This window comes from Streptomyces sp. NPDC001156, from assembly GCF_053598275.1.
Map to the genome: position 1 here is coordinate 1 of NZ_JBSFJX010000241.1, position 10,850 is coordinate 10,850.

Below are 10,850 nucleotides of genomic sequence, written 5' to 3' on the forward strand. Positions count from 1 at the left end.
AGCAGCGGCACGAGGTAGAGGCGCACGTGCATGGCGTACTTGTTGTACGTCGTGCGCTTGCGGTTGGGCTTGATGAAGTGGTCCAGCCAGTACGGTAGCCACTCGGCGAGCTTGGCGGAGCGGGTGGGTACGGGGACTCCGGACTCCACCTTGTCCAGCAGCTCCCGTCGCTTGGCGTCGCACTCTGCCCAGGTCTTGCCGTAGGCGAACTTGCGGGCGCGGGTGCCATCCGGCTGGAGCACGTAGACCGCGCACTGGAAGCGACCGTCCTTGCGCTTGGTGATGGTGCCCGCGCCGTTGGGGTTTCGCTTGCGCTGTCCGGGCATCAGCCAGCGGCCTCCTCGGTCTCGTGGGTGATGAAGTCCCGTACGGCATCGGCGGGGATGCGGCGGGCGCGGCCGATGGTGATGGAGACCAGGCGGCGCGAGCGGATCAGGTCGTAGACGGTGGAGCGGCCGAGCTTGAGCCGGGCCATGACTTCCGGGACGGTCAGCAGCTCTGCGGTTGCGGTCGTCATGCTGCGGCTCCTTCCGGGGCGAGTTGGTCACGCAGGGCTTCGCGGGCGGTGTCGCGGTTGAGCTGGAGGTCTCGGGCGATCGACGCGGCGAGGGCGGATTCGCCGGGGGTGTGGCCGTGTCCGGCGTACTGCCAGTCGGCGAGGACGAGGACGGTGTCCGGTTCGACGTCGTCCAGGCCGAGGGCTTCGCGTTCCTGGGCGGCGCGGTAGTCGGCGCGTTCCTGGCGGAGTGCGCCGAGGGTGGTGGAGTAGCGGCGGGATTTGGTGGAGAAGTGGCCGCGGAAGCCGAGCATGTGGGCCCAGGCCCAGAGGCGGCGGTCCGGGTAGAGCGAATCCAGGAGCTTGCAGGCTTCGATGAGGCGGCGTGCGTGGTCGGGGACCTGGTGGCGGTCGAGTTCGGCGAGTTCGCCGATGCGGCGGTCCAGGGTGCCGGTGGTCTCGGCGGCCTTGGTGGCGTACTTGGCGACGTAGGCGGCGACGGCCTGTTCGGTGATGGCGGAGCCGTCGCCGAAGGCCTTCACGGGGCGGACGTCGAGCTGGGTGCCCCAGCGGAAGGTGCGGGCGGGCTGGTCGCCAGCGGCCGGCACCGAGACCGAGGTGTAGGAGTGGGCGGCGGCGGCGCGGATCGCGTCGGCGAGGAGTTCGACCGTTGCCCAGGCGGGCGGCGGGGTGTCAGGTCCTTCGGGTCCGTCGATGCGGATCACGGCGTGGAAGTGCACGGCGCCGCGTTTCTGGAACTCGGCAACCTTGCCGTACGACAGGCGGGCGTGGTCGGGGAGTTCACGGCGGGTGAGGCCGGCCCGGGCGGCGATCTCCCGGCGGAGCCGGGTGGTGAACCTCATCCACAGCTGCCCTGCGTGGTTGTTGAAGAGGACCGCGCTCGCGTAGTCGTAGGTGGCCGGGTCCAGGGCCGTGCCGAGGGCGGGGTCGTCGGCCCCGTGACGGGTGCCGCAGCGGCAGGCGCCTCGGTCGGGCCGGTTGTGGACGGGGCCGAAGGAGGGGGCGGTGAGGGTGGCGAAGACGCGGGGGTGGTCGCGGACGGTGGCGGGGATGTTGCGGCGGTCGTCTCCGGCCAGGCCTGCGCGGATGAGGTGGTAGGTGTCGCCCGCGTAGGTGAAGGCGCAGGCGGGGCAGCGGGAGGCGCGGCGGTTGCCGCAGGCGATGCGGAGGCGTCCGCCGGGCTCGTTCTCGGTGGAGTAGTGGTGCAGGGTCTCGCCGGTGGTCTTGTCCTTGTGGAGGGTCCAGCCCTGCAGGTGGATGGGGTCGGCGCAGCCGCCGGTGCGGCGGATCTGGTCTTCCCAGCGGTGGAAGTCGTCGGCCGAGGCCACCCTCAGCACGTCGCCGAGGGTGGTCGGGTCGAGCAGCGTCTCAGGCACGGGCACCCTCCCGGTTGCGGCGGGTGGGGGCAATGCCGGTGCCGTGGCAGGCGGGGCAGTGGGCGGTGATGGTGCGCAGGTGGCCGCGGGCGTCGCGGCCGCCGAGGGTGATGGCGGCGGAGGCGAAGCCGTCGCAGTTGGGGCAGATGCGGGGCGCCGTTGTGGTGCGGTCGGTCATGCTGGGGTTCCTTCCGGTTCCACGGGATCGGACGGGGGCATGGCTCCCGGGCGGTGGATGCTTGGCGGTATCAGGGCCGCCCGGGGGCCGGTCAGCGCCGCTTGGCGTCGGCGGTGATCAGGGAGCGGATCACCAGGGCGCAGATGGCGAGCGAGGCGCCGGTGATGGCGACCGCGAGGAGCATGGAGACCAGGACGGCGCCGACGACCAGGACCACGGCCGTGCCACCACCCACGAGCGCGACCACCGCGCCGGGCGTGAGCTGGACGGTAGGCCGGGCCGGGGCCACCGGCACGGGTGCGGGGGCTACCGGGTGTTGCACGACGGTGGCTGGCTCGATGACGGCGGGCGGGGTGACGAGGCCGGTCGGCATCGGGTTGGTGGGGACCTTGGGGCGGAACACGGTGGATCTCCTCTCGGTGGGCGTTACTTGATGAAGCTGTCGATGGCGGGGGCGAGGACGCTGTCGGCGAGGAGGAAGCCGCCCAGGAGGAGCACGGCCACGAGCCAGGCAGGTGGGCGGATGAGCTTGACGCCGAGGTAGCCGACGACGATCAGGGCGAGCCAGAGCGGAACCTGCACGGGCTTGTCTCCTAGCGGGCGTGGCAGCGGTGGGTGCGGGCGGCGAGCTGGGCGGCGGAGGAGCTGGAGTAGTCGGCGGACCAGCCGCACCGGTCGTTGGTGCACACCGCGGCGTGCTTGGTCTGGCCGTTGCGGTCGCGGTGGGTGCCGATCTGCACCGGGCCGATCCGCATCACGGAGTGGAACTGGTCACGGGCAGGCATGGTCGGTGGTGCTCCCTTCGGAGTTAGGCGAGTTGGGCGGCGATGGCGTCGGCCAGCTGCGGCGGGACGCCGAGGCGGGCGCGCAGGGTGTCGGTGTCGATTCGGGTGCCGGTGCGGGCCTGGTGGTCGTCGGCGACCGTGCGTGCGTGCTCGACCAACACGGCCGGAACCGCAGGCACCGGGTCGGCAGCCGGAAGGACCGGGGCCTGCTCGACCGATACGGGCTCGGGCTCTGGAGCGCTGACGGGCTCGGGCTCGACGCGGGGTGCAGGGTCCGGGGCGGTGGGTGCCGGCGGATGCGGCTCCTGGTGTCCACCGGAGTGGGCGAGGAGGGTGCCGCCGAGGAAGGCGAGGGCGGGCCATCCGGCGATGCCGAGCCGGAGCAGGGCGGGCGGGTTGGCCAGGTCGAGGAATCCGGCGGTGGCGATGTTGGCGCCGAGCGAGGCGAACAGGGCGATCACGAACCAGCACCAGGCCAGCCGGGACGGCCCATCGGAGCGCAGGCGTCGCCAGGCGGCGACCAGGAGCAGGTCGACACTGACCGGGTAGGCCCACGCCTTCCACCCGGCCTGTCCGGCCGCGGCGGCCAGGTCGTGCAGGTGGGCGAAGGACAACGCCCCGGCGATGACGGCCTGGACCAGCACGGCGTCGATGCGGAGTGCGGGGCGGGGCATCGTGACTCCTTCCTGTTTCCGGCATGGAGGGGGTAGGGACCAGGCGCGAAGACGGTCACGCCAACCGAAGGGCAGAGAGGGTCAGGCCGTGGCCGGGGCGGCCTTGGACAGCGGCACCGGAGCCTCAGGAGCACCGGTCAGGGCGGGCCGGAACGGCGCCAGTTCGGGCAGGTCCGGGGTCCGGTCGGCGTGCCGGTTGCAGACGTTGACGGCCTGGCGCAGTGTCGTGTGGGGGGCGCGGATGCGGTGCCAGCCCCCGGTGGAATCCCCAGCGACGGCGACGCCGCGCATCTTGGCGGGGATCTGGATCGCGGCCAGGACGGCGTCCGGGGAGATGTCGCCGAAGGCCATGTTGGCGGAGGTCTCATCGTTGACGCGGTGCGCGGTGCGGCAGGTGAGCTGGGCACGGAGCATGGTGATGCCCTTGCCGAGCTCCGAGCCGAAACGCTGCCCGCAGATCTCCAGGTAGATGCCGGCCGCACGGCCCAACTGGGCCAGGCGGACCAGGGCGGTGACGATCCGGTCCCGGCGCTTCTCCTCGTCCTTGCCGGCGAACAGGGCGAGTTCGGCGACCTCGTCGACCAGGACCACCACGGGCGTGGGGCGCAGGTGGTCGGGCAGGTCCCAGATGTCGGCGGCGATCTCCGCATCCGGGACGTCGGCGGTGATGCGCTGTTCGGCGCGGATGAGCTGGTACACCTCGCCCATGCGGGTCACAAGGGCGTCCAGCAGTTCGGCGGCGGTGTCGGGGTTGTCGGCCAGGGCGGAGAACCGGCGGGCCAGTGGGAAGAGTTCGACCCCTTGCTTGCAGTCGATGCCGACCAGGGCGACGTCCATCGGGGCGAGTCCGGTGACGAGGTTGCGCTGGTAGACGGATTTGCCGGACTCGGTGGCGCCCAGGGTGAGGGCGTGGGGTATCGCCCGGTAGTCGCGGTAGTGGACCGACCCGTCCGCCCGCAGCGCGACCGGGATCCGCATCGGACAGGTGTCGACGCCGGCAGGCATCTGCACGCGCTTGAGGACGTCGTAGCCGGTCATCCGTACCTCCACCACACCCGAGCGGACCTCCCGTGAGGTGACGCCGTACAGGGAGAAGGAGTGGCGCAGCCGGTCGGAGGCGGCGGCGACGTCGAAGGCGTCCTGACCGGGCCGCAGCTTCAAGCGCAGGACCAGGCCGGTGCGGGTCGGGCGCAGCAGCAGGATGCGGGGCGGGCGGGACTCGGGGGCGGGCCGGTTGGTGGCCCGGGCTAACGCGAGCCGCCACCGCGACGGGGGAACGGTCAGCCCGCAGGCGTCCATGACTGTGGCGTAGCGGACCAGGACCCGGATCGAGGCGAGGGTGACGCCGAAGGTCAGCCAGTACCAGGCGGGGCGCCGCCACCGCAGGAGACCCGCAGCAGCAGCGACCAGCACCAGCGTGACCGTGAAACCGGTCATGATCAGGCCGCCTTCGCCGAGCCAGCGGCGAGGGAGGTGACGGCGACCGCGCGGAACGCGATGCCGTGCCGCTTCTGCCCGTTGAAGTCGTTCTCCCACGGCCGGGCGATCAGACCGGTCAGCGCCACCGGGGTGCCCATGGCCAGCTCGCCGGAGATGCCCGGCTCGAGTGACGGACAGGATCTCGACCTCGTCGTTCGCCGCGAACATCACGCCCACGGTCATCAGCTTCGCCCCGGTCTCGGCATCGGTGGCGATCTCACCGGTCCGGCGGTCCTTGACCTTCGGCTGCGGAGTCTTGACGACCATCACGGTCGCGGCGGAGGTGTCGACAGGAATCTGACGCACAGCAGATCACTCCTCTATAGATGCTGAACTCTGTCACTCATGTACATGAGTGACATGAAGAAGAGTGCCCGACTCCTATACATGAGTCAACCCGCCGCGAAGAAGAACTCGCGACGGGCTGCGGAGAGTTGAGCCTGCGTCAGTCGGCAGCAGGGATCCGGTACTCGAAGATGAACTGGTCAGCGGCCATGAGCGTGTCACAGACCTCCACCACGCGCCCCTCAATCGTGCGCGCCTCGCGGATCAGGTGAACCACCGGCGCACCGGGGCTCAGCGCCAGCTCCGACGCCTCCGCCTTGGACGCCGTACGCGCCTGCAGCGTTTCCACGAACTCGGCGAACTCATGTCCGTGGTCTTCGAGTCGGGCGTAGATGCCACCGCCGCCGGGGTTCTCGGCGAACAGCTCGGGGATGTCCTTGACGACATTCCACGGGAGGTACGACGTCGCGGTCTCGACCGGGGTGCCGTTGCGGAAGTAGAGGCGACGCCGGGCGAGCACCTGGGCGCCGGCAGGGACGCCCAGTCGCTCGGCGGCATCCTCGGGGGCCTCCATGGGGCCGATGTAGAGGACGCTCACCTTGGCCGTGGCGCCGGACTGCGCGAGGTACGCGGCCTTGCCGCCCTGGCGGTGTGAGCGCCGGAAGCGATCGGAGGAGCGATGACGTACCGGCGGGCGATCCTTCACGATCGAGCCCTTGCCGTGCCGCGTCTCGACAAGCCCGCTCGCACGCACCTCCACCATGGCCTTACGAATCGTGCCGCCCGAGACGCCGTAGCGATCCACCAGCTCCGACTCACTCGGCACCATCTCACCAGGCTTGAGGACACCAGCCCGGATCTGCTGCACGATCTCCTCGGCGATCTGCACGTACCGAGGTACGGCCCTCTCACCTCCTACCGCTGTTCCCATAGTCCTTCTCTTCCTCCTATGCTCCTGTACATGAGTAACAGTGCCCAGGAAGGCCAGTCAACGCCGCTGCACTCCGTGTCCGTGGCCGGAGTAGTGGTGCGCGAGGACGGACGCCTCCTGGCGATCCGCCGAGCGGACAACGGCACTTGGGAGCTCCCCGGCGGCGTACTCGAACTCAACGAGACCCCCGAGGCCGGCGTCGCCCGCGAGGTCCTGGAAGAGACCGGCATCCACGTCGAAGTCGACGAACTCACCGGGGTCTACAAGAACACGACGCGGGGCATCGTGGCCCTAGTCTTCCGTTGCAAGCCTTCGGGCGGCACCGAGCGCACGTCCACCGAGTCCACCGCGGTCGAATGGCTCACATCCGACGAGGTCAGCGAGCGCATGGCCGAGGTCTTCGCGGTCCGCCTTCGGGATGCTTTGGACGGCAACGGCCCGCACGTGCGAAGCCACGACGGCAAACGGCTCATTCCAGCGGGATAACGACGTGGTGTGCGATTGAGGTTGGGGCGTGCTGGCCTGGTGGGTTGGCTGATGGGTGATTACTGCATGGCGGCGCGGTCGGAGACCAGGCCGGCGATGGCCAGATGGGTCTCGTCGTAGTACTCGCGGCGGCCGATCCAGCGTTGAAGGGGCCGCCACTGCTTGTGCTCGGCGTTCGCGTGCTCCACGCAGATACGCTCGGAGGACTGCCGGTGGCGTTCCTCCTCATACGCTGCCCACTCCTGTGCCGGGGCGTCCTTCTTCGGCTTCAGCGGCGGGGCGCTGACCTGGTCGGGGAACTGCTTGGCCAGGCCTCGGTAGCCGGCATCGACCTTGGCCTTGACGTCGGGGAACCGTTCGAACAGGTCGGCGATCCCTTCCGTTTTCACGGCACTCTGGTCGTGCATCCGGCCGGGACGGATCGCGCCGGTCCACAGGGTCCGGCCCGCCTCGTCGCTGATCACGGTGGCCTTCTTGGTGTTCTGCCGCAGTTTCCCCGAGACGAAGGCGCGCCGTCCCGGCTTGTTCGCCTTGGGGCGGCGCACCTTCACCTCGGTGCCGTCCAGCCGTAGTGGGGCTTACAGTCATCTCTGGGACGGATCGATGACCGCTGGGGGCGGTCATCATGCTGCTCGTGCACCACTGACCGCTGCCGGCACCCGGACCGCGCGGCCGACGGCGGCGTTGGCGCTGCGCTGCCGGATCGTCCTCGCGTGGGCATCCGGCGCTGCCAACCGAGAGATGGCCCGCCAGGCCGGGGCCGGGGAGCGCAGGGCTGCACGTGGCGTGCGCGCCTTGTTCGCGACCGCTTGCAGGGGCTTGGCGGTATGCCGTGTCCGGGCGGTTCCCGGCCGGTGTCTGACGAGCAGGTGGCCGCCGTTGCCAAAGAATGTCCTCGATCTCGGCGGAGCTGTCACAGATCGTGCGGCTGCCTTGTCTGAGCTGGTAACACGATAGCAATGCGCGCCCCGGTGGCCGGAAATGTGTGTCGTGAAGATGGTGACACTCGGCAGTACCGGCCTTCCCGGACCGGAACGAGTCTGCCGTGATCCTGGGCCGTACCGGATTCACCCGGTGCCCACGTACTGACCGCCCGTCAGGGCGAGTGCCTCAGTCGCCGATGCGCCACAGAAAAAGCCCCGATGCAGCCGATCCACGCGGTCGGCCGCTCAGTGCCGGACACCTGACCGCACAGGCCCGGTACGAAGGAAGGACGACGATCACGAAGGCGACAACCGCCCTCAGCACAACTGCGACGCCGAACAGGTGGAGCTGATCATGACTGAGGCAAGCCGCCGAGAGGAGTCCACCGGTGGACCGGCTGAGTGGCTGGTCCATCCAGCGGAGGCCGAGCGCGACGAGGCCGGCCCCCTCAACCTTCGCTCGCACTTACCCTTTTCTACAGCCGAAGTGAGAACACCCATGAATCACCCAGAACAGCTTGACATCGCTGAGGCACCTTCGACGGCACGGATCGCCACACTCGAAAGTCTTCGCGAGCACCTTCAGTGGGCGGTCGAACTGGAACACGCCACCCTGCCGCCTTACCTCTGCGCCCTCTACTCACTCGACGCGTCGCGGAACCCGGACGCCGTTCAGGTGGTGGGCAGTGTGTTCGTCGAAGAGATGATCCACCTGGCGCTCGCGGCGAACCTCCTCAACGCGGTCGGCGGGCAGCCTCGCCTGGACACGCCGCAGATGCTGCCGCATCATCCCCGGCCCCTGCCCCACGGCGACCGCTCCCTGGAGTTGTCACTCGTTCCGTTCGGGCCGGAGGCACTCGAGATGTTCCTCCGCCTCGAACAGCCGGCGCTGCCCGGCGCTCCGGCCGAGGGCGACAACTACGAGACGATCGGGCAGTTCTACGACGCCATCGAACAAGGACTGCAGTACCTGTGCGCCGAACTCGGCGAGCAGGAGGTCTTCTGCGGCGACCCGACTCGCCAGGTCACCGCCGGCCCCTTTTCCCACACGGGCGGACAGTTGACCGCGATCACCGATCTCAGCTCGGCTCTGGCGGCGCTGGAGGAAATCGTCGAGCAGGGCGAGGGCACGGCACGCGGCGAAGTCTGGGACGGTGACCAGGACATCTTCCACCCCGACCGCGACGAGGTCTCCCACTACTACCGGTTCCAGGAGCTCAAGCTGGGCCGGCGATACCGGCGCGGTGACACGCCGCAATCGGGCCCCACGGGTGAAGCGGTGGCGGTCGACATCGCCGGCGTCCACCCGATGCGCCCCAACCCGCGGATGGAAGACCACCCTGTGGGCAGTCCGATCCGAACCGCCCAGGAAGAGTTCAACCAGACATATTGCGCACTGCTTCATCTACTGGATCAGGCGTTCAACGGCAGCCCGAAGATGCTCGGGGCGGCGACCGGCACGATGTACGCGCTCAAGGCACAGGCGCAGAGCCTGATGCAGATGCCCGACGGAGACGGCACAACAGCCGGCCCGACCTTCGAGTACGTCGAACCGGAACTCCGCCGGTGATCGGCGACGAGCGGCGCCGGATCGTCGTACTGGAGAACGGCCCGTACGTGGTCTACGGGCGGATCCCGCTGAGACGCAAACGCAAGATCGTCTCCCAAGACAACGATTCACTGACCTGGGAAACTCGTGAAACCATCGAGACCGAGGCCGTCTACGCGCTGTGCCGCTGCGGACGCTCGGGCTCGAAGCCGTTCTGCGACGGGACTCACGCCGTGAGCGGGTTCGACGGCACGGAGTCGGCAGATGTTCGTCCGTACGAGGAGCTCCAGCACGTTCACGACGGGGTCGAGATCTCTGCCCGGCGGGTCGGCGAGCTGTGCATCCACGCCGCCTTCTGCGTCGGCCGCACCAAGCCGATCGCCGAGATGCTCGCCGACACCGACGACAGCGACGTCCGTTCCAACGTCATGGGACGGATCGACCACTGCCCGTCCGGGTCCTACAGCTACGCCCTCCACCGCGACGGCGACTCGATCGAGCCCGACCTTCCGCAGGCGATCTCGGTCCTCGAGGAGGAGAACGGTCAGGCCAGCTCGTTGTGGGTCACCGGTGGAGTGCCCGTGGTCAGGGCGGACGGTCAGCCACTGCAGACCCGGAACAGGATGACGCTCTGCCGCTGCGGCCACTCCAACAACAAGCCACTGTGCGATGGGACCCACCGCACGATCGGATTCCGCGATGAGAACAACACGTCGGGAGAAAGCCCCGAATCCGATACATGAAGGCTCTGGCGTCCTCAGCAGATCGCAAGCGAGGCACGGAAGCGCATGACGACCCCTCGGCGGAACGCAGAAGGACAGACAAGGCAGGGACGATGACGACAGCCGAGAACGACGACCCGGGGGGGTGGTCGCAGGATCTCGCAGACGACCGTTCCTCGGCACCGTCCCGCCGGCCATCCGTAGACGTGCCGGCCGGCTCTGTGGCGCGGCAGTAAGGGGGCGCGGCGGACTGACGCCGATTCGGCCTGACCCGGTGACCTTGCCGTCAGCACCCAGCGCCACCGGGACGCGCAGGCGACCACGAGGTGCCGGCAGGCAGTCTGCCGGCGCTTCGCCGAGTGCAGCCGGGCCCGGGTGTGGGCCTGGCTGCACCGCGTCATCCGGACGAGCCGGGCGCCCCTGAGACCGACGCGCTCCATGACAGCCCGTGAGAGTCATGGACCGGACCTGCGCATCAACCACGACAGGATTTCGAGCGCTTCCTGTGGCAACCCCGCAGCGATGGCGCGGCAGCACCGCCGCCACGACAAGGCTGATCACAGAAACCGGACCAGGACAGAGAACTTCGGGTTACTCCACGAAGTAAGAGCCGTGTTTCTCGAAGAACTTGGCGCGCTCTTCATCCGTGGCATGGGCCAGCTGCGACACCTGCTCGAAGTACTCCTCACGCGGCGCGCCCGACGTGAAGAGCAGGGGTTGGGAGCTGTTCGGTTTCGGATGTGCAGGAGTGTGTGAGTGTGCACGAGCATGTACTTGTTCGTGGTGTTGCAGCGCGCACGACGCATGGCGGGCATCGTCAGTGCCTGCCGGTAGCGTTCTTCCTGTTGCTGATCACGTGTTGGGGAGGGGGGTGCATCGATGCGTGGTGAGTCGCTGCGCACGATCGCTGCCCCCTTCGTGGCCGTCGGCCCGTCCGGCGTGGCG

General features: G+C 69.2%; 13 protein-coding genes and 2 pseudogenes. 3 read left to right on the forward strand and 12 right to left on the reverse strand.

The window, feature by feature from the left end:
* From ACWDA7_RS45205 to ACWDA7_RS45255, 11 genes and pseudogenes are all read right to left on the reverse strand, one after another.
* Nucleotides 1-326: pseudogene (locus ACWDA7_RS45205) on the reverse strand (site-specific integrase); the annotation flags it as partial.
* Nucleotides 326-517, reverse strand: coding sequence for a helix-turn-helix domain-containing protein (locus ACWDA7_RS45210; RefSeq protein ID WP_450613031.1), 192 nt, complete (start codon nt 515-517; stop codon nt 326-328). The gene ACWDA7_RS45210 and the pseudogene ACWDA7_RS45205, both read right to left, overlap by 1 nt.
* Entirely contained in the window at nt 514-1,893 is a 1,380-nt protein-coding gene (gene repSA / locus ACWDA7_RS45215; protein WP_450613033.1) for a replication initiator protein RepSA, read from the reverse strand. Before repSA ends, ACWDA7_RS45210 begins: the two co-directional genes overlap by 4 nt.
* Entirely contained in the window at nt 1,886-2,071 is a 186-nt protein-coding gene (locus ACWDA7_RS45220; RefSeq protein WP_450613035.1) for a hypothetical protein, read from the reverse strand. Before ACWDA7_RS45220 ends, repSA begins: the two co-directional genes overlap by 8 nt.
* A 91-nt stretch (nt 2,072-2,162) precedes the next feature.
* Nucleotides 2,163-2,474, reverse strand: a complete 312-nt coding sequence (locus ACWDA7_RS45225) for a SpdD-like protein (RefSeq protein ID WP_450613037.1) — start codon at nt 2,472-2,474, stop codon at nt 2,163-2,165.
* Nucleotides 2,475-2,497: 23 nt separating this feature from the next.
* Nucleotides 2,498-2,653: a hypothetical protein gene (locus tag ACWDA7_RS45230; RefSeq protein ID WP_329512335.1), complete on the reverse strand. Its 156-nt coding sequence runs from the start codon at nt 2,651-2,653 to the stop codon at nt 2,498-2,500.
* Nucleotides 2,654-2,664: 11 nt separating this feature from the next.
* Nucleotides 2,665-2,856 carry a mobile element transfer protein gene (locus ACWDA7_RS45235; protein WP_329512334.1) on the reverse strand — a complete coding sequence of 64 codons (192 nt, stop codon included), beginning with the start codon at nt 2,854-2,856 and terminating at the stop codon, nt 2,665-2,667.
* Between the two features lie 23 nt (nt 2,857-2,879).
* Nucleotides 2,880-3,530 (reverse strand): DUF2637 domain-containing protein, encoded by a 651-nt coding sequence (locus tag ACWDA7_RS45240; protein ID WP_450613039.1) that lies wholly within the window; start codon nt 3,528-3,530, stop codon nt 2,880-2,882.
* An 81-nt stretch (nt 3,531-3,611) separates the two neighbouring features.
* On the reverse strand, nt 3,612-4,967 hold the full coding sequence (locus ACWDA7_RS45245; RefSeq protein ID WP_450613041.1) for an FtsK/SpoIIIE domain-containing protein: 1,356 nt from the start codon (nt 4,965-4,967) through the stop codon (nt 3,612-3,614).
* Between the two features lie 2 nt (nt 4,968-4,969).
* Nucleotides 4,970-5,315: pseudogene (locus ACWDA7_RS45250) on the reverse strand (SCO3933 family regulatory protein).
* Nucleotides 5,316-5,454: 139 nt separating this feature from the next.
* Entirely contained in the window at nt 5,455-6,225 is a 771-nt protein-coding gene (locus ACWDA7_RS45255; RefSeq protein ID WP_450613043.1) for a GntR family transcriptional regulator, read from the reverse strand.
* A gap of 18 nt (nt 6,226-6,243) precedes the next feature.
* Between ACWDA7_RS45255 and ACWDA7_RS45260 the strand changes: the two genes are divergently transcribed.
* On the forward strand, nt 6,244-6,711 hold the full coding sequence (locus ACWDA7_RS45260) for an NUDIX hydrolase (protein ID WP_450613045.1): 468 nt from the start codon (nt 6,244-6,246) through the stop codon (nt 6,709-6,711).
* Nucleotides 6,712-6,770: 59 nt separating this feature from the next.
* On the opposite strand, the gene ACWDA7_RS45265 is transcribed toward ACWDA7_RS45260, so the two are convergent.
* On the reverse strand, nt 6,771-7,277 hold the full coding sequence (locus ACWDA7_RS45265; RefSeq protein ID WP_450613051.1) for a transposase family protein: 507 nt from the start codon (nt 7,275-7,277) through the stop codon (nt 6,771-6,773).
* 700 nt (nt 7,278-7,977) lie between these two features.
* Here ACWDA7_RS45265 and ACWDA7_RS45270 point away from each other — a divergent pair.
* Nucleotides 7,978-9,204: a ferritin-like domain-containing protein gene (locus ACWDA7_RS45270; RefSeq protein WP_450613047.1), complete on the forward strand. Its 1,227-nt coding sequence runs from the start codon at nt 7,978-7,980 to the stop codon at nt 9,202-9,204.
* Nucleotides 9,201-9,926 (forward strand): CDGSH iron-sulfur domain-containing protein, encoded by a 726-nt coding sequence (locus tag ACWDA7_RS45275; protein WP_450613049.1) that lies wholly within the window; start codon nt 9,201-9,203, stop codon nt 9,924-9,926. Before ACWDA7_RS45270 ends, ACWDA7_RS45275 begins: the two co-directional genes overlap by 4 nt.
* Nucleotides 9,927-10,850 lie beyond the last annotated feature (924 nt).

Excerpts from the sequence above, each read along its gene's own strand:
- ACWDA7_RS45210 (WP_450613031.1), bottom strand. The coding sequence starts at position 517 with ATGACGACCGCAACCGCAGAGCTGCTGACCGTCCCGGAAGTCATGGCC.
- ACWDA7_RS45220 (WP_450613035.1), bottom strand. The coding sequence starts at position 2,071 with ATGACCGACCGCACCACAACGGCGCCCCGCATCTGCCCCAACTGCGAC.
- ACWDA7_RS45235 (WP_329512334.1), bottom strand. The coding sequence starts at position 2,856 with ATGCCTGCCCGTGACCAGTTCCACTCCGTGATGCGGATCGGCCCGGTG.
- ACWDA7_RS45240 (WP_450613039.1), bottom strand. The coding sequence starts at position 3,530 with ATGCCCCGCCCCGCACTCCGCATCGACGCCGTGCTGGTCCAGGCCGTC.
- ACWDA7_RS45245 (WP_450613041.1), bottom strand. The coding sequence starts at position 4,967 with ATGACCGGTTTCACGGTCACGCTGGTGCTGGTCGCTGCTGCTGCGGGT.
- ACWDA7_RS45255 (WP_450613043.1), bottom strand. The coding sequence starts at position 6,225 with ATGGGAACAGCGGTAGGAGGTGAGAGGGCCGTACCTCGGTACGTGCAG.
- ACWDA7_RS45260 (WP_450613045.1), top strand. The coding sequence starts at position 6,244 with ATGCTCCTGTACATGAGTAACAGTGCCCAGGAAGGCCAGTCAACGCCG.